The 18,630-nt window shown below is 40.8% G+C and carries 20 protein-coding genes; 11 read left to right on the top strand and 9 right to left on the bottom strand.

Annotation, left to right across the window (positions count from 1 at the left end; all coding sequences use genetic code 11):
• Positions 1–83: 83 nt before the first annotated feature.
• The 4 genes from D7322_RS15855 (at position 84) to D7322_RS15840 (ending at position 3,274) form a co-directional block, all read left to right on the top strand.
• Positions 84–404: an ArsR/SmtB family transcription factor gene (locus D7322_RS15855; RefSeq protein WP_104381477.1), complete on the top strand. Its 321-nt coding sequence runs from the start codon at positions 84–86 to the stop codon at positions 402–404.
• Position 405: 1 nt separating this feature from the next.
• Complete coding sequence (locus D7322_RS15850; RefSeq protein ID WP_121125266.1) at positions 406–870, top strand: SRPBCC domain-containing protein; 465 nt, start codon at positions 406–408, stop codon at positions 868–870.
• 32 nt (positions 871–902) lie between these two features.
• Positions 903–1,484: a YdeI/OmpD-associated family protein gene (locus tag D7322_RS15845; protein WP_121125265.1), complete on the top strand. Its 582-nt coding sequence runs from the start codon at positions 903–905 to the stop codon at positions 1,482–1,484.
• A gap of 230 nt (positions 1,485–1,714) precedes the next feature.
• A complete protein-coding gene (locus D7322_RS15840) occupies positions 1,715–3,274 on the top strand; it encodes a sulfatase family protein (protein ID WP_121125264.1) in 1,560 nt (519 codons plus the stop codon).
• Between the two features lie 66 nt (positions 3,275–3,340).
• On the opposite strand, the gene D7322_RS15835 is transcribed toward D7322_RS15840, so the two are convergent.
• The 3 genes from D7322_RS15835 to D7322_RS15825 all read right to left on the bottom strand — a co-directional run bounded on the left by D7322_RS15835 (position 3,341) and on the right by D7322_RS15825 (position 5,401).
• Entirely contained in the window at positions 3,341–4,090 is a 750-nt protein-coding gene (locus D7322_RS15835; protein WP_121125263.1) for an SDR family NAD(P)-dependent oxidoreductase, read from the bottom strand.
• Between the two features lie 185 nt (positions 4,091–4,275).
• Entirely contained in the window at positions 4,276–4,896 is a 621-nt protein-coding gene (locus tag D7322_RS15830; RefSeq protein WP_147430438.1) for a hypothetical protein, read from the bottom strand.
• 205 nt (positions 4,897–5,101) lie between these two features.
• On the bottom strand, positions 5,102–5,401 hold the full coding sequence (locus D7322_RS15825) for a hypothetical protein (protein WP_121125261.1): 300 nt from the start codon (positions 5,399–5,401) through the stop codon (positions 5,102–5,104).
• 136 nt (positions 5,402–5,537) lie between these two features.
• Here D7322_RS15825 and mazG point away from each other — a divergent pair, with 136 nt between their 5' ends.
• The 4 genes from mazG (at position 5,538) to kdsB (ending at position 8,884) form a co-directional block, all read left to right on the top strand.
• Positions 5,538–6,350 (top strand): nucleoside triphosphate pyrophosphohydrolase, encoded by an 813-nt coding sequence (gene mazG / locus D7322_RS15820; protein WP_121125260.1) that lies wholly within the window; start codon positions 5,538–5,540, stop codon positions 6,348–6,350.
• A gap of 77 nt (positions 6,351–6,427) precedes the next feature.
• Positions 6,428–7,426, top strand: coding sequence for a tryptophan--tRNA ligase (gene trpS, locus D7322_RS15815; RefSeq protein ID WP_108633667.1), 999 nt, complete (start codon positions 6,428–6,430; stop codon positions 7,424–7,426).
• A gap of 15 nt (positions 7,427–7,441) precedes the next feature.
• Positions 7,442–8,059 carry a deoxynucleoside kinase gene (locus D7322_RS15810; protein ID WP_121125259.1) on the top strand — a complete coding sequence of 206 codons (618 nt, stop codon included), beginning with the start codon at positions 7,442–7,444 and terminating at the stop codon, positions 8,057–8,059.
• Between the two features lie 81 nt (positions 8,060–8,140).
• A complete protein-coding gene (kdsB, locus tag D7322_RS15805) occupies positions 8,141–8,884 on the top strand; it encodes a 3-deoxy-manno-octulosonate cytidylyltransferase (protein WP_121125258.1) in 744 nt (247 codons plus the stop codon).
• A 7-nt stretch (positions 8,885–8,891) separates the two neighbouring features.
• Here the strand turns inward: kdsB and D7322_RS15800 are convergent, their stop codons facing one another.
• The 3 genes from D7322_RS15800 to D7322_RS15790 are packed head-to-tail and all read right to left on the bottom strand — an operon-like array spanning position 8,892 to position 11,511.
• Complete coding sequence (locus D7322_RS15800; protein WP_121125257.1) at positions 8,892–9,797, bottom strand: aldo/keto reductase; 906 nt, start codon at positions 9,795–9,797, stop codon at positions 8,892–8,894.
• Complete coding sequence (locus D7322_RS15795; RefSeq protein WP_121125256.1) at positions 9,784–10,518, bottom strand: FKBP-type peptidyl-prolyl cis-trans isomerase; 735 nt, start codon at positions 10,516–10,518, stop codon at positions 9,784–9,786. The genes D7322_RS15800 and D7322_RS15795 overlap by 14 nt, the downstream gene beginning before the upstream one ends.
• 6 nt (positions 10,519–10,524) lie before the next feature.
• Positions 10,525–11,511: a glycosyltransferase family protein gene (locus D7322_RS15790; protein WP_121125255.1), complete on the bottom strand. Its 987-nt coding sequence runs from the start codon at positions 11,509–11,511 to the stop codon at positions 10,525–10,527.
• 175 nt (positions 11,512–11,686) lie between these two features.
• On the opposite strand from D7322_RS15790, the gene D7322_RS15785 reads away from it, so the two are divergent.
• On the top strand, positions 11,687–12,640 hold the full coding sequence (locus D7322_RS15785; RefSeq protein WP_121125254.1) for a zinc dependent phospholipase C family protein: 954 nt from the start codon (positions 11,687–11,689) through the stop codon (positions 12,638–12,640).
• Between the two features lie 228 nt (positions 12,641–12,868).
• Positions 12,869–14,755, top strand: coding sequence for a TonB-dependent receptor plug domain-containing protein (locus D7322_RS15780; protein WP_121125253.1), 1,887 nt, complete (start codon positions 12,869–12,871; stop codon positions 14,753–14,755).
• Between the two features lie 152 nt (positions 14,756–14,907).
• Here D7322_RS15780 and D7322_RS15775 read toward each other — a convergent pair whose 3' ends face one another.
• The 3 genes from D7322_RS15775 to D7322_RS15765 form a co-directional block, all read right to left on the bottom strand.
• Positions 14,908–15,621 (bottom strand): ThuA domain-containing protein, encoded by a 714-nt coding sequence (locus D7322_RS15775; protein WP_121125252.1) that lies wholly within the window; start codon positions 15,619–15,621, stop codon positions 14,908–14,910.
• A 134-nt stretch (positions 15,622–15,755) separates the two neighbouring features.
• A complete protein-coding gene (gene aroB / locus D7322_RS15770; RefSeq protein ID WP_121125251.1) occupies positions 15,756–16,823 on the bottom strand; it encodes a 3-dehydroquinate synthase in 1,068 nt (355 codons plus the stop codon).
• 50 nt (positions 16,824–16,873) lie between these two features.
• Positions 16,874–17,080, bottom strand: a complete 207-nt coding sequence (locus tag D7322_RS15765) for an RNA-binding S4 domain-containing protein (protein WP_104381458.1) — start codon at positions 17,078–17,080, stop codon at positions 16,874–16,876.
• Between the two features lie 95 nt (positions 17,081–17,175).
• On the opposite strand from D7322_RS15765, the gene D7322_RS15760 reads away from it, so the two are divergent.
• Entirely contained in the window at positions 17,176–18,372 is a 1,197-nt protein-coding gene (locus tag D7322_RS15760) for a proline dehydrogenase family protein (protein WP_121125250.1), read from the top strand.
• Positions 18,373–18,630 lie beyond the last annotated feature (258 nt).

Here is an 18,630-nt window from a genome sequence, read left to right as displayed (position 1 = left end):
CATAAGAATCATATAAAAAAATTTCAGGAAATACTTGCGTAGTTAAATAGCGACACATACATTTGTAGTCAAATAACTTCATAATGAATTTAAGACGAGATGTTTTCCAGGCTATAGCGGACCCAACGAGAAGGGCAATACTTCTTCTTTTGGCTTCACAATCCATGACGGCAGGGGCTATTGCCGCAAACTTTAACACCGCAAGACCGACCGTGTCCAAGCACCTACAGATTCTCAGTGAATGTGAGCTACTTAAATCTGAACAAAATGGCCGTGAAATTTACTACCAGCTCAACGCGCCTAAAATGAAAGAAATAGCAGATTTTATCGAGCCGTTCCGTAGCATGTGGGATGACCGTTTTAATAAATTGGAGGAAATTATGAAAAATTATAAAGACAAATAAAATGGAAAAGAAAACTAAGATCCATGCCGAAGATGGTAAACAGGAAATTTTGATTACCAGAGAATTTGACTTACCCCTTCATTTGCTATTCAAGGCTTATGAAGAAGCTGAAATCTTCGAGCAATGGATGGGTACCAAGGTGTTAAAATGGGAGAACAAACGACATGGCTCTTTTGCTTTTGAAACCTTCCACAACAATACGGTCGCCTTCAAAGCAAACGGAACGATACATGAATTTGTATCCAACGAGAAAATCACAAGAACTTTTGAAATGGAAGGTACTCCCTTCCCCGTCCAACTAGAATACCTAAACTTCGAAAAGATAACCGACACGAGCAGCAAACTGAACATGCATATTGTATTTCAATCCATTGAGTTTCGTGACCAGCTCCTCCGGATGCCTTTCGCTCAGGGTATCAATATGGCGCATAACAGACTTCAGGATATGGTGTCCAAACTCGCATAAACCTAAAATTCTCACTAAACGAAAGCAACAAAATGAACTTAAAAGCAGCACATTTCTTCGAAAATGCCTCGAGATGGAACGAAGAGTTTAATTTATTACGGAAAATTGTCATCGAAAACAAGGCACTCGTGGAAGACTACAAATGGATGCACCCTTGCTATACCTTTGAAGGAAAGAATGTTGTCCTGATCCATGGATTCAAAGATTACTGCGCCTTATTATTTCACAAAGGCGTGCTGCTAAAAGATCCCAAACGGCTGTTAATTCAACAAACTGAAAACGTTCAATCCGGCAGGCAGCTGAGATTTACCAGTATCGAACAAATTATAAACCTGAGCGAGACAATAGCTGATTATATCCAGGAGGCCATAAGCGTTGAAAAATCCGGAGTAAAAGTTAATATGCGAAAGACCGAAGATTATCCGATTCCAGACGAATTCGCAAGAGCCTTAAATGAGGATAAAGAACTTAAAGCTGCTTTTTCATCTTTAACCCCGGGCCGTCAAAAAGGATATTTATTTTATTTCAATCAGGCTAAACAAGCAAAAACACGTGAATCAAGAATCGAAAAGTATTATCAACATATTTTGGATGGAAAAGGTATAGACGATTAAAAATGCCATACCCTGGGCAACCAATGTAATTATTGCAGGTGACGGCATAGATTCTGTCCAAAAAGATGGCTCAACATGGGAAGTGAACTTATGGTGATTGCAGCATATAGTATGAGTAAAATTTGATAACTTTGATCTGCGTTGTCAAACGGCGTCTAAACCACTAGGCGTGCTATCGGCACTCCCGTACAACTGCATTAAAACACTTAATTTTACACAAGGAGCGTAACATGAATAAAAAATTTTTCCTGTTCATCTGTGGCCTACTGCCATTCCTGACACAGGCCCAGCAACAAATCAATAGCAAAACACGTCCAAATATTGTCTTTATACTGACCGACGACTTTACGGCGCAAGCATGGGGTGTCTATGGGGGAATTTTAAAAGATATCGTGAAAAATCCAAATATCGAAAGCCTTGCCAGGCAGGGTGCCATACTGAACAATGCTTTCTGCACAAACTCCATTTGCACGCCGAGCCGGGCGGCTATTCTTACCGGACAGTACAGCAACAAAAACAAGGTATATACCCTTGATGATGCATTGGACCCTAACAAAGAAAATATCGCCAAAGACTTGCAACGTGCAGGTTATCAAACGGCTGTTTTTGGAAAATGGCATCTCAAAAACAGACCGTCAGGATTTGATGAGTACAACGTATTACCAGGACATGGTGTCTATCACAACCCTACATTTCTATCCAAAGATAACTGGAACGACAATGAAGAGGCTGGCACTCCCTATCAGGGCTATGTCGATGACATCACGACAGACCTGAGTCTTGACTGGTTATCCAAACGCAATCCCGAAAAGCCTTTCTTTTTGCTTTGCCATTACAAAGCAACACATGAGCCCTTCGACTTTGCTGACAGGTTCAAGGACTTATACCAGGATATTGAATTTCCTTATCCGGCAACTTTTTTGGATTCTGGCGCAACAACCACAGGGAGGTCCTTTGAAGGCCAGCCACTTGAAGAACTTGGCCATCGTTATGAACTAGCCTCAACAGGACCTTTCTGGACCTCCTATCCTGATCTTCCCTTCTCTACCAAGGGGATGAGTGCAATCGACGCACGAAAAAAAATCTATCAAAAACTGATGAAGGATTACCTGCGTTGTGTGGCGGGCATAGATGACAATCTCGGAAAAATAATGCGCTATCTCAAAGCGGCCAAACTAGACGAAAATACGGTTGTCATCCTTTCCTCTGACCAAGGGTATTTTTTGGGCGAACATAATTTTATGGACAAACGCCTCATGTACGAAGAGTCGCTGCGCATGCCTTTCATCATCAGTTATCCAAAAGAAATTAAGGCCGGCAGTGAGCTGAATGATATGGTTTTAAATATTGACTTCGCTGCATTATTCGCAGATTATGCCGGCATAAAAAAGCCATCTTACATACAAGGAGAAAGCTTTCGTAAAAATCTGAAAGGGAATACGCCTGGTAATTGGCGCTCTTCCATGTATTACCGTTATTGGCAACATGACCCGATACGCCCCGCACACCTGGGGGTGCGTGATGAACGTTACAAACTGATTTATTTTTATGGCCAGCCGCTGGAAATGACCGGCAGCGACAAAAAGACCACCGCAGCAGCATGGGAGTTTTACGACCTGCAAAAAGACCCGATGGAAACACATAATGCAATCCGTGACAAGCAATATGCTAAAGAAATTAGTCGCTTAAAAAAGAAACTCGTTGAACTGAAAGCCGAAGCGGGGGACGATGATGAAAATCGGCCGGTATTTCAACAACAATTACGCAAAGAAAATCTGATCGAAAAATAGGTTCTTTATCAAGAAGCGGAACTGTCTCCATGGACAATTCCGCTTCCTAGCGTATCTATCGGGTAATTAAACAGCAGTATAACCGCCATCAACCAAATAATAACCACCGGTCATAAAAGATGACTTTTCGGAGCTCAGAAACAGCACCAGTTCCGCCACCTCTTCAGCCTTCCCTAAACGACCAATAGGGTGTTTGCTGATCAATGCGTGAACGTGCTCCTCATCCAAATTTTTGAGCAATGGTGTATCGATATATCCTGGGCCTACTGCGTTGCAGCGAATATTTTTCTGACCATATTCTGCTCCTATATTTTTAGTCAGACCTACCACAGCATGTTTTGCAGCCGTATAAGCACTTGACATAAGAGCAGCAACTGTACCATGAATCGAAGCCATATTGACAATAACGCCAGCACCATTTGCCTCCATGGCCTCAAGCTGGTATTTACAGCCATAGAATACTCCATTGAAATTAATATCAATTACCCTTTTCCAACCGTCCAAACTATAGTCTCCCGTCATTGCTGCCTCGCCTCCGATACCCGCATTATTACAGGCAATGTCCAATTTCCCATAGGTGCTTACTACAAAATGCACCAAAGCTTCATTATCTTCCGCCAATGAACTGTCTGCTTTACAAAAAGCCGCCTCAGCTCCTAATGCCTTAATCTGTTGCACCGCATCCAGACCAGCCTGCTCATTGATATCCGATACCACAACTTTCGCTCCTTCTTTTGCGTATGCCAAAGCAACCGCTAACCCTATGCCGGAGCCGGCCCCTGTCACCAAAGCAACTTTATCTGCTAAAATATCCATAGTATATAAATTTATGTTTATGACATAACCAATTTACCAAAATCCTAACGCAATCTGTCGAAATTGCGCCCCAAAAAAAACAAAAAAAGAAACTCAAATGACATTCCCGCAGCATCCAGTCCAGGCAAAAAAATAGCTCCACTGCTACGGACAATGGAGCTATACTACCTAAGGGATAAGTGTTTTTAATCTTGGAGCTGCGGGTATTTTTGATAAAGTCGGTTAAGAAAAAAACGACCCATCAACTGAAGTTTTGACTGCGTTTCAAACATACCCGGACCCGGAGATATAATGCCATCTGGCATTCGCTGCACAGCACCATAATAGATGATGTCAAGCCCATTTCCATTGACGTCAAGATGCATCTTTTTAGGTTTCAACCCCATAATAGATCCCATCCGGGTAACTTTCTCCGAATTACTGATCTGGGCGGGCCGGGCATTCAATAACGTTTCATGGTCAAAGACCAGATGGTCCCTTGCTTCGCCGTCATCAAAAAAGACATAATGTAATTCATTATTGCTAAGGACAAGAAAAGACGCATTGTCACGCTCGGTGTATCTCGCCTTTACCCCTACAGCCGCCCAGGCCACTGTCTTAGCGGCCGTTGCCGCGGCAGAAGCTACTTTATCCCCGACCGTCGCAATGTAGGCACACTGCGTAAACGCCTCAATCGGTGCCCCATTCATCTGCTTGCTTAGTTCTTGAAACTCCTGGCGCAACAACTCTTCCTTAACCCCGGAGGCCAAAGCAATCCCTGCCTCTCCTTCATACTTTCGGGCGGTCTCTTTTTGTTTTTTCATCATGATGATAGAGATAAAAACACAGGCCGCCACAATCACAACAAAAATACCGATGTATAAAATCATATAATTTAGAAATTGGTTATTAATTCACAAATAAATTGAGCGTCAAAAAAGAGGATATTGATTTTCAGTATCCTCTTGCCGGAAAAGTTCACAACAAAAATTTTGCCAAATCAGCCTATCCGATCCGGATAACAAATATTACTTAATGCTCCCTTTCTTTAAGTTCAAGCTGTAACAGAATATCCCGTTTCTTGCCCTCAATCAAAGATAAATTACCGGCCACAAAAACGCCTTTTTCCCCGGAATTTCTACTTATGCCATATACGGTAGACTCATCATCCGGATCCGAGGCCCCTTCATAACGAAACAAATAATCAATTTTAAACTGGTCTGCATCTGCCAATAGCTCATCAAATTCAATGTTGTAATCTATTGTATAACCCATATCACTTAACTTTGCCAATGCTACACTAGCTGAGGAATACCCATGCATTCTTTCCATAACTGAATCTTCTTTGTTTAACCGTTATCACTTTTTTATTATAAAACGATTATTTAACCGTTTTTGTTTTCCTCAATTTCAAATAGTTTATTCAAGATCATATTTCTATTTTTGTGGAACGAAAACGAAATATGATATGGCAAATCTAGCAGCTCCGGCTTATCAACATACACCCCAACTTGCTTTCCAGCGTTTACTTGATGTACTGTACACTTTGAGACTAGAATGTCCCTGGGATAAGAAACAGACAATGGAATCGCTACGCCATCTAACGATGGAAGAACTTTACGAGCTGACGGATGCCATCCTGGAACAGGATTATCCCGAAATAAAAAAAGAACTCGGCGATGTCTTAATGCACCTCCTATTTTATGCCCGCATAGCAGAAGAAGAAGGACAATTTAATATCGTTGATGTCCTGAATGCAATCTGTGATAAACTCATTACGCGCCATCCTCATATCTATGCCGACACAAGTGCTAACACGGAAGATCAAGTCAAATCCAACTGGGAGGCGATCAAGCTTAAAGAGGGCAATAAGTCTGTTCTTTCAGGTGTCCCAAAAGGACTACCAGCCCTTGTCAAAGCCTATCGCATTCAGGATAAAGTAAGAGGTGTGGGGTTTGACTGGGAAGATAAAAGACAAGTATGGGAAAAAGTTGAAGAAGAACTTGCTGAATTTAAAGCAGAATTCAACATCGAAACAACAGAGGCCATTGACCGGGAAAAAGCTGAAGGCGAATTTGGAGACCTCTTATTTTCGTTAATTAATTATGCCAGACATATCGGTATTAATCCTGAAAATGCATTGGAACGCACCAATAAGAAATTCATCGCAAGGTTTACCTATTTGGAGCAGAGGGCTGCTGAAAACGATCAAAAACTTCAGGATATGAGTCTCGAAGAAATGGACGTTTATTGGAATGAGGCAAAAAAATTAAAAAAATAACAACTATCCATTAAAAGGTGGACGACTCATGGAATTTAATTCTACTTTGTCAAATTTATCCGTAAATTCGCAGCAATATGGAAACAGTTGTTAGTGGTATCAGAAGTACCGGAAAATTACATTTAGGAAATTACTATGGCGCATTGAGCAATTTTGTGAAAATGCAAAATGAATATAATTGCTTTTTTTTTATTGCGGATCTACATTCGTTGACGACACACCCTACACCACATGGCCTTCAGGGAACTGTACGTCAAGTTATCGTTGAATATTTAGCTGCTGGAATCGACCCTGAAAAATCAACTATCTACGTCCAGTCTGATGTCCCGGAAGTTGCCGAACTTTACCTTTACATGAATATGAATGCGTATTTAGGCGAGCTTGAACGAGCAACCGCATTTAAAGACAAAGTACGCAGCAATCCGGACAATGTCAATGCCGGCTTACTAACGTACCCGGTATTGATGGCTTGCGACATCCTGATTCACCACGGAACGAAAGTTCCTGTAGGCAAAGATCAGGAACAACACTTAGAGATGACGCGTACATTTGGCAATCGCTTTAATCGTTTATATAATGTTGATTATTTTAAAGAAGCTTTTGCTTTTTCCTATTCAGATAAATTGGTTAAAATACCGGGATTAGCCGGACAGGGAAAAATGGGCAAATCCAATGGTGAAGCCGACTGCATCTACCTTTCAGATAGCGCCGATGCCATTCGCAAAAAGGTAATGCGTGCCGTTTCTGATTCAGGTCCGACTGAAATGAACCAGGCCAAACCTGAGGCAATCCAAAATCTATTTGATTTAATGAAAGTAGTTTCTACGCCTGACACATTACAGCACTTTGATGAGCTCTATAATAAATGTGAGATCCGTTATGGCGATTTCAAGAAGCAATTGGCAGAAGATATGGTATTGGCAACAAATGACGTACGCCTACGTATCGAGGATATATCAAACGATGATGCCTATATCGCAAAAGTTGCAAAATTAGGCGCTGAAAAGGCGGGAGAGTCTGCTCGCAAAACACTGAAAGAAGTGCGTGAGATCATTGGTATCAAAAGATTTTATTAAATAAGGAAAGAGAATATGCATATAGCTATCGTAGGAAATATAGGTGCTGGAAAAACGACACTAACGGAATTATTGGCGAGTCATTTCAAATTTGAGCCTCAATTTGAGGCGGTAGACAATAATCCCTATCTGGAAGATTTTTATTCAGATATGAAACGTTGGGCCTTCAACCTTCAGATTTTCTTCTTAAATAGTCGCTTTAGACACATTGTAAAGCTTCAGGAAACGAAAATAGATATGATTCAGGATCGCACGATCTATGAAGATGCTTATATCTTTGCTGAGAACTTATATGATATGGGCTTAATGAGTGCACGTGACTTTGAAAACTATAGCAACATCTTCCAAAGTATAATTCATTACATTAAACCCCCGGATCTGCTGATCTACCTGAAAGCGTCTGTCCCTACTTTGGTAAACAATATTCAAAAAAGAGGACGTGATTATGAATCAGCCATCCGATTGGATTATTTATCTAAGCTGAATGATAAATATGACAAATGGATCAACAATTATAAAGAAGGTAAAGTGATGATCCTCGACAAGGATAACCTTGACTTTACTTCTAACCCTGAAGATCTAGGTGGCATTATACAAAAAATAGAAGCTGAATTATTCGGGTTGTTTGAATAATCACAGAGAACAAAAATAGACAAAAGCCTGTAAAATCATCCATTTACAGGCTTTTTAATACGTAAAAATTCGCAAAGTATCATGAAATTTTTAGGCATTATTCCAGCGCGGTTTGCTTCCAGTAGATTTCCCGGCAAACCGTTGGTTGATATTGAAGGTCAGACCATGATCCAACGGGTCTACGAACAGGTAAAAAAATCAAAAAAGATAACCAAGGTAATTGTTGCCACAGACGATCAACGCATCGCATCCGAAGTACGCTCTTTTGGCGGTAATGTAGTTATGACCTCCGAAACGCATCAATCGGGTACAGACCGCTGTGCCGAAGTCGTCAGCCATAATCGGGAGTATGATGTTGTCATCAACATTCAGGGGGACGAGCCTTTTATTAACCCCGAACAAATTGATTTACTTGCAGCTTGCTTTGAAAATCCACAGACTAAAATAGCGACTTTAGTAAAAGAGATCGAAACATCGGAAGAATTGTTCAATCTGAATATTCCAAAAGTTGTCCGAAACGTCTCCGGTGAAGCCATCTATTTCAGCAGACAAACGATCCCCTTTTTAAGAGGAGTTAATCAGGAGCAATGGCTTGAGAAGCAGAAGTTCTACAAACATATCGGAATTTATGCCTACCAAGCAGATACTTTAAGAGCATTGACCCGGCTACCAGTGTCGCGTCTTGAGGAAGCTGAAGCACTTGAACAATTACGCTGGATAGAAAACGGATATGCAATACAAACCGCGGTGACCACACATGAAACTGTTGCTGTGGACACGAAAGAAGATCTTGATAAGATTTTAAAGTTATTTTTTAACAAATAATTGCTACCTATCGGTGTTCGGTATACAGCAAAGACCGGACACCGTCAAGTAATTTCTTTTTGTCCTGAGCGCTCAATTGGGCAAGCTGCTGTTTTGTCGCCGTCAATTCATCGAGTTGTAGCTTGGTACTCACCCCTACCACCGCCGTCGCTACGGCAGGATTGGAAAGTACGTAGGATAAGGCTTCAGTCGTTCTGTCTTTTCCCGATTGTTTCACCATCTTGTCCAGGTTACGGAGCAGATGCGATACCTCTCCCGACGTATATTGAAGATAAGGTTCCACGGGTTTATTTACTAAAAGTCCTTTTGCCAGTGTGCCCCGAGCCAGAATACACACATCGTTCGCGGTCAACAATGTATCTATCTCCTCCTCGAGCCTTCTGTCCAGGAGATTATACTGCATCATGACTGACGAAATAGCCGATTTTGACAGAAATTCTTTAATGACATTAGGACGAATAGACGACAATCCGTAGGCACGGATCTTCCCTTGCTTCTTCAGTAATTCAAACGCTTCAATAATTTCATCTGTCGGATCATCAATGGTACCGCCATGCAGCTGATAGAGATCGATGTAATCTGTTTTCAATCGAGAAAGTGACCCTTCAATAGCTTTGACAATATAATCTTTTGATGCTTTCCAGTCCCAGCCCGAACCATCCGCCCGCCAGAGATTACCTACTTTACTGGCCAATACAATCTGTTTGCGAAAAGCCTGTACACTTTCACCCACAGCCATCTCGTTTTGACCTTTGTCATAGAGATCCGCTGTATCAAAAAATGTAATCCCCATATCGAAGGCCTTTTGGATAATATCTTTGGATTGCTTGGGCTGATTGCTTTTTAACGACATACAGCCCAAACCAATTTCCGAAACCATCAGGCCACTGTTACCTAATTTACGTTGTTTCATTTGTGTTGAAATCAAGTAATTCCACCTCAAACACCAACGTGCTATTTGCAGGAATATCATTGCCTTTTGCCTGCCCGCCATAGGCCAGTCTGCTTGGTATAAAAAACTTATATTTAGCCCCCTTAGACATCAATGGAATACCAATTTGCCAGCCTTTAATCACTTGTCCCAACGAAAGTTTCAAGGGCTCGTTGCGATCATAGGAACTGTCAAACTGTTTCCCGTTCAATAACGTTCCCTTGTAATGCACGGTAACTTCGTCATTGGTGGTAGGTTTTGCTCCTTCTGCCTGATTTAATACAAGATACTGAATTCCTTCGGCTGTTGTTTTCATGCCGGCTATTTTTGCATTTTCAGCAAAGAACTTATCTTCTTGGGCGCGACTTATGGCCTCTTTCTCCGCGCGTATGTCCATAATGGCTTTCTGGATAACCTCTCTTGTTTGTCCATCTTCCAATAAGGTTTTCTCGTTTTTTAAAGTAGCAGTAATAGCTTTTGCGATAACATCAGCTTTTAAATAAGCTACTTCAGTAGATTTCAGCGATTTGCCGATATCCATACCAAATGCATACGATACGGAGTCAGCTCTGGTAGTTAACACATTGGTTGATCCAGGTTTTGTTGCCGTAGTTTTTTTTCTGACCGAACTGGTCTTTTTTTTCTGCTGGGCAAATCCAGTGACGGTTGTCAGAGACAATAGGGCTAATGCGATATACTTCATGTTTACTTAGCGGTGCTTTTGCACAATTTCTTCAATAATTTCCTGTGTTATATTAGGGTAGTCAACTTCAACCCTTGATTTACTGTTTAGCCAAGCCTCTATGGCTAGCATATTTTTTTGTTTTAAACTCGAAATTACCGGTACCCCCATTTCTTCCAATGATGCAGCATTCAGATGCTGTTCATATTGATTTTTCATTGGGACGACCAACAGTTTCTTTTTCAAATATAACGCTTCTGCGGGGGTTTCAAAACCCGCACCGCATAAAACTCCTGAAGAAGATGCCATACTATCGATAAAAGCCTGATTATTGATGGGTCTTATGGTCACATTCTTCATTTCAAATGGTCTTGAATTGTGCTTACTGAATACATCCCACTTCACATCAGGAAATTTCATTAAATGTTTCAATAAGTGTGCATCATCGTAGGCCGGTAAATAAACCGTATAATGCCCTTCGTCCGTAACACTTAGATCACGAACGGCATTGCGGATAACTGGCGAAAAAATATTTTTGGCATATCTTTTAAAATGAAAGCCATAAGAATGCGTGGCGGGAGCATAATTTTTCATAATAAACTTCCCTAACATGTCACTTTCTTCTGGTTTAGGGCTTGCGGGATCCAAGGCGCCGATCTGATGGCTCAATCCAATACATTGTAGATCTTTAGAATGACAAGCCCAGGCCGAAATGGGCTCAAAATCATTAATAACCAGATCATAATCTTCGATCGGCAAACTCTTGATCTCGTTGGTAAATTTACGTATGGTTGAACTCATAAAAGTCTTCCACAGATCCACCCCCCCGGATTTCCCAAATATGAAACTTAAACCATGAAAGCGATACTTGACTTCGAAAGGCAAGGAAAGATCCGCCTGAATCCCACTGACCAAAACATCCACTTCTCCTAAGGCTTTCAAACAGGGAACAATATCCATGGCACGGCTTAGATGTCCGTTACCGGTCCCTTGTACGGCATACAATATCTTCATAACGACTGTATTTTGTGTCGGCAAATTAATGAATTTTAACGAATTTCAATATTATTTTATTGTTTAGTTAGGTTAAGAAAATATAAATTAATACAATAAATCAATCCAGTTAACATACATTTACTTTCTTTTTACGTATATTTAACACCAACAATTATTTAATAACCAATTTACTATGATAAAGTCTCCTCTCCTTTGGACACTTTCCATTGTGATCCTGCTCACGTTTAACTCATGGGGATTTTTTGCACATAAAAAAATTAACCATTACGCGGTTTTCGCACTCCCCGCAAAGCTGGCAAAGTTTTACAAACCCAACATTGATCTGATTACGGAGAAAGCTGTCGATCCAGATAAGCGTTGTTTTATTGATAGTGCCGAAGGACCGCGGCACTTTATAGACATCGAAGATTACCGCGAAGATCGTCTGGTCGACTCAATTCCCATACATTGGTCGCAAGCAAAAGAGAAATTCCAAGAACGACAGCTACTCAAAAATGGAATCGTCCCCTGGCAAATTAACTTCACTTATCTCAAACTGGTGAAAGCTTTTCAGTCCAAGGACTACGATAAAATCATCAAGCATTCGGCAGATTTAGGTCATTACATCGCTGACGCCCACGTCCCTTTACATACAACCAAAAATTATAACGGACAATTAACAGGTCAGATCGGCATACACGCTTTTTGGGAAAGCCGATTGCCCGAAATGTTCGCAGGAAAATACAATCTTCTTGTCGGAAAAGCAATTTATATCGAAGATCCGCTTAATGAAGCGTGGAATATTGTCCGTGAGAGTAATCGCCTGGTTGATTCTGTGCTCGGTATCGAATCGCTTCTTAATAAACAATTTAAAGCCTCCCAAAAAAACTCTTTTATTGAGCGTAATAATCAATTACTATGGACCTATTCTGATAATTATGCAAAAGCTTATCACCAGGCACTGAATGGAATGGTGGAACGGAGAATGCGCAAAACAATTCAACGTGTAGCCTCTTACTGGTATTCTGCCTGGCTTGAATCCGGACAACCCGACCTTTCTCCTGGTACCAAAATAAAAATTGAAAACAAACAAGATAGCATCACTACCCAAGGGAAAAAGCCCATTGGCCGCGAAGAATGGATGTAATCGGAACCGAAAGATAAAAACCGGACTACTCACTATATTGACACCGGACTATTTACATTCTTGATCATCTGCCTTAATTTTGCGGCATAAAACCTATGAATGGCCTGACCGTAATTTTAGAATGATACGAAAACGGTCTGGTGCAGATTAGTTAAAAGTAATGATGCAAACTGATATCTCCGCATTATTTTCAATTAGTTCGTATTTAATAGGGCAACTAAATAAATCATGTTGAATAAGAAAACTGCATTAACAAAACTTGCCATCGTGCTGACTGTGGGCACCTCCTTTGCACAGGTAAAAGAGACAAAAGTATTGAATGAGGTTGTTATCAATCAGAATAGACTTCAGATCCCCTTCTCAAAGCAAAGCAAGAATATCCAGATCCTTACACAGGAGGATATTCAGCGTCTTCCAAACCGTTCGATCAACGAACTGCTAACGAATATTCCAGGGGTGGATGTCCGCCAAAGAGGGCCATTCGGTTCGCAGGCTGATATTAGTATAGATGGCGGTTCATTTGAACAAACAGCTATCCTACTGAATGGTGTAAAAATTATGGATCCACAGAGTGCACATCATAACATGAATCTCCCCGTACCTGTGGAAGCGATTGAACGCATTGAAATCATACGGGGGCCGGCTTCCCGTATCTACGGTATAAATGCCCTGACCGGCGCGATCAATATCGTGACCAAAAAAGTGGAATCCAAGCTGATTACTGCACAAGCTTACGGCGGCTCTTCATTTAAAGACAATGAACAGTCCAGCTCGGGAAAATACTACGGAAAAGGAGTCCAACTGGCTGCACAGTTCAACGGTGGACCTACAAGTCAGGGCCTCTATCTTGGCCATGAAGATTCCAATGGCCAGCGTTACAATACAGCCTCCAATAACAACAAACTGTATTATGATGCAACCTATCAGCCCAATGAATCCAATCAAATAAAAGCAAACTTTGGTTACATTGACAATCAGTTTGGTGCCAATGGATATTATGCTGCCCCGACAGATAAAGAAGCTTATGAGCAAGTTAAAACAGCATTTTCATCTATACAGTCGAAACATCAGCTGAGTCCTGCATTTTCAATCAGCCCGAGGCTCAGCAACCGATATAACGAAGACGAATACTGGTATTTGGGAAAGGAAACGACCAAAGGACGTTCAAAACATTATAGCAACGTCTTCGGTGCTGAGGTAAATGCGGTTTTGGAAAAGCATTATGGCTCCTTTGGAATTGGACTGGAAAGCAGATTTGAACGAATCAATAGCACGGCGATTGGCTCTCATAATCGGGAAAATTACGGCGGTTACCTAGAATTCAAAACTGAAGCGATTGCCAAACTCATGGTTAATGCGGGAGCGTATATAAATTACAATTCCAAGTTTGGATGGCAAGTGTTCCCCGGACTCGACTTAGGCTACGCGATAACCGAAAGCTGGAAATTTGTCTTCAGTGCAGGTTCTGCTCAACGCATCCCGTCATTTACGGACCTCTATACCAATCAAACTGCCAATATTGGAAATCCAGAGCTAACATCAGAGAATGCGTATCAGATTGAGGGTGGTATCAAATACCTGTCCAACCGTATCGTTGCTCAGGCGAGCTATTTTCACCGAAATATAAATGATTTCATAGACTGGCAAAAAACCGAGGGCGCAGCTGCTGAAGGAACCGTGGTTCCATGGAAACCCTCCAATATTGGAAAAAATACTGTTGATGGAATCAATGGGTCTTTTCGTTACCAGCTCAATGATCCAATGGCCACCACACGATATTACACGACAATAAGTTACAACTATCTAAATCCAACGATCAAAGTTGAAGATGGCGTCCGCTCCAAGTATGCCATTGAAAATTTAAGACATCAGGTTATTCTCAATTTTACGGTAAATCATAAAAACTGGATGCTGACAACAGCCAATCGTTTTAACGAACGTATTAGCTATAAAAACTATTTTATTGCTGACATAAGAGCTTCCCATCAGTTTGCTGACCTTCTTATTTTTGCCGATATACAAAATATTTTCGACAAGAGTTATATCGAAGCCGCAGCGGTACCAATGCCGGGAAGATGGTTTAGTCTTGGAGCGAAATATAAATTCGAGTACTAGGTCTATCTTAGAAAAAGGAAAACACTTAAGAACAAATCATGGTACTACCAGCGAAGTAAAAGCTCATATGCATAATATGCCCCTTAAAAAACAGCTATTTAAGGGGCATATCTATTTAAATTTCTAAAAGCTAATTGTCGATGGTGACCATACTATTTTTTGGCAAGTACAGATAAGATGCCGCCGATCAAGTGTTTCTGAAATTTGGGCTCATCATAAGATTCTTCCGTATGCCCGAGACCTGTATAAAAAACTTTTCCGCCATCGTAATCCTGACTCCAGGAAATCGGGTGATTATCCCCCATTTTCCCACCATTGTAACTTTTCTCGTCCAGCTTCATCAACACGTGTAGATCATCTTTGACATCCTTAAAATTGTACCATTCATCTTTATGTAACCAGACCGGATCAAGATGTTTGGTAGCCGCATGTTTCCTGTCGAGAACATCTATCTTTGCTTGCTGCACGGCTGGATGAGACGTAAAATAAGCTCCCACCAAACCGTTATACCAAGGCCAATCATATTCGGTATCCGTTGCTGCGTGGATCCCCACAAAGCCTTTGCCCGATTGAATATAACGAACAAATGCATCTTGCTGTGTGTCGTCCAAAATATTACCTGTTGTACTTAAAAAGATGACTGCGTCGTATTTTTTTAATCCTTGATCCGTAAAAAGAGCCGCATCTTCGGAATGATCCGAGGCAATCTTTTCCTTATCCAACAATTGTTTCAGCACCTGAGCACCTTTTTCGATACTACTGTGTCTAAACCCTTGCGTTTTACTAAAAATCAGCACCCTTTTTTGTGCAATGGCGGTCATGCTCACTGCAAAAAAGAAAAACAGAAAAATGAAGAATTTATTCATGATATAGTTGGTTATTATTAAATTTTAGTTTAGGTCCTTTATAAATCAAGGTCGCAGCTTCCTGCGATACGTTAAAACTGAGATCGTAATAGAAAAAGCCATGTACTCTCCCCGTACACGGCTTTTTCAAAGTTTTATTGTGCGATTAGTTCTCGGTAGAAATCAAGACTTCCGATAATATCATCCTCAGAGACGAAAATATCATACTGACAGCTACCAATCTTATCAAGTAGCGCAAAGCCAATCTGATTAGACAGGTTTTTCTTATCATTTCGCATCAGGTCCAACAGAGTTGTATCTATGACCGAACTGAACGTATAATCTTCAAAGTATCTTCTGAAAGTAGCAATCAGGTCATTTAATTCATCCAACGAAAGTCCATTCAGTTTATAAGAAAGGTACCCTTCACAGATCATTCCAACAGCAATTGCTTCCCCATGTAATAAAGGGTTGCGGTCGTTCAACAGCGAATATCCCTCAATGGCATGACCTATGGTATGTCCAAAATTTAGGATTTTACGAAGCCCTTTTTCTTTGGGGTCTTCTAGGACTACTTGATTCTTTATGGAAACAGAATGTTTAACCAGTTCATTATCTAGCTGCGTTATATCCAATATTTTCACACGTTCGTAATACGCATGATCAAAGATCAGCCCATGTTTAATGACTTCAGCAAATCCGGAGATCAGTTGCCTGCTATCCAATGTTTTTAAAAATTGGCTTGAGATAAATACAGCCTGCGGTTGTGTAAACGTTCCGATTATATTTTTCACGCTTCCCATATCTATTCCTGTCTTTCCGCCGACAGAAGCATCTACCTGCGAAAGCAAGGTGGTCGGAATCTGAATAAAGTCCATTCCGCGCTTAAACGTGGATGCGGCAAAACCGCCCATATCGGTGACGACACCACCGCCAAGATTAATCAATAAAGAATGTCTGTCAGCGCCAAAATCAAGCATATTCTGCCACACGCCAATACAAAAATCTATATTTTTATTCTCTTCGCCCGGATCTACTTCTATGACGTCATAGTTCGTTAAATCAGGTAAGGCCTGTTGAAACAAAGGCAAGCAATTGTCTAAGGTATTGGTATCTACCAAAACTATAATTTTTGAATATTTGCGTTCCGATAAAAACGTCTCCAGTGAGGCCAACGTATCATCAAAATATACCTGATAGCCCAAACTTTCTATGACTTCCATTCTACGATTCTTTAAGGTTTAAGTTTTCTATTTACCAATATTGTTTAATATTACACCAATTTTATTTCCATCCCATCAAATTCAACAACATCCCCGGGCTTCAATTTCAGTCTTTTCCGATAATCAACCTGACCGTTATACTTCACATATCCCTCAGCAACAACCCACTGAGCCATAGCGCCATGCTCCACCCAATTTAAAGCTTTAAGTAACTGAATAAGCTGTATATATTCCCCTTCGATTTTAAATTCTTGCATTTCACAAAAATAGTGGTTTAAGCGAGGAATACAAGAATAATCATCGTTTTAATGTTTACTAAATTGCTACATTTGCCTTATTGCAAATAAAGATTATGATTGAGAATTCTGAGCCCAGAACATTGTCCTTTGATAATACAGAGATTGCTTTTAAAAGTAAAAGCGATAAGGATTTAGAAAGAGCGTATTGGTTATTCAAAATAATAGCGAATAACTTTTTGACAAAAGTAGGTCCATCCATGACCAACTTTGCGCTGAATATTGGACTGCCGATCCAAGGTATCATCCGAAGTACAATCTTCAAACATTTTTGTGGAGGAGAAACCATCGAGGGTTGCGAAACAGCGATCAATGAATTGGGTGAAAACGGCGTCGGAACCATTCTGGACTATTCGGTTGAAGGTGAAGAGACAGAAAGTGCATTTGATGCCTGCTGCGACGAAGTGTTACGTACAGTCATTGCTGCAAGCAAAAATAAATACATTCCATTTTCAGTTTTTAAGCCAACAGGATTAGGTCGGTTTGAATTGTTCGAAAAAGTGAATGCAAAAGAAACACTAACAGCATCGGAACAAGCTGAATACCAACGTATGTTGGATCGTACGGACCGTATTTGTAAAGCCTGTCACGAAGCTGGGGTAAAGGTTTTGGTAGATGCCGAGCATTCCTGGATACAGGATGCTATTGACGATATCGCTCGCGAGATGATGGAGAAATACAATAGGGAAAAGCCTATTGTCTATAATACCTATCAACTGTACCGCAGCGATAAATTAGTTTCTTTAAAAGCTGATTTTGAATATGCCAAGGTAAGGGGTTTCCATATGGGAGCAAAAATAGTACGTGGTGCCTATATGGAAATCGAACGTGCCCGTGCCAATCAAATGGGATATGCAGACCCGATCCAGCCAAATAAAGCGGCTTCTGATAGAGACTATAATGAAGCAATTGAGTTTATACTGGACCACTTGGATAGCTTTGGACTGATGGCTGGCACGCACAACGAAGATAGTAGCATGTTATTGGCCAAGGAAATTGACAGACGTGGTATCGACAGATCTTCAGACCGTATTTATTTTGCACAACTTTTAGGAATGTCGGACAATTTGAGTTTCAACTTGGCTGCACATGGTTATAATGTTGCCAAATACATGCCTTACGGACCAGTGAAGGCCGTTATGCCATACCTTTTCCGTAGAGCACAGGAAAATACCTCCGTTGCTGGAGCTACAGGTCGTGAGCTCGGGCTTTTGATCAAGGAAAAACAAAGAAGAAAAGCTAGTCGTCGATAACGACTAGCTTTTCCTTTGCTGCTTCCCCTAAATTCCGCTTTTTTTAACCTGCAATAGATCCTCACTTTTTCGCAAATCCGGATATCGTCTCAGCTTCCTTACTCTCAAGGGTGCGTGAATAGCTTAAATAGAGCTGCCTTCTAGTCTACCCCTATCGAAGTGTGCTAATTACAACTTGATTCCCAATTATTGAAACAATTATTTATGTTTGCAAACTTTTCCCTTAAAATAAAGTTCATAGGAAAAAGGTGTCCCCAC

It is taken from the genome of Sphingobacterium puteale (assembly GCF_003627955.1).
Lineage (GTDB): Bacteria > Bacteroidota > Bacteroidia > Sphingobacteriales > Sphingobacteriaceae > Sphingobacterium > Sphingobacterium puteale.
The sequence above is the reverse complement of the archived record's forward strand: the minus strand, read 5'-3'. Positions and strand labels throughout refer to the sequence as shown.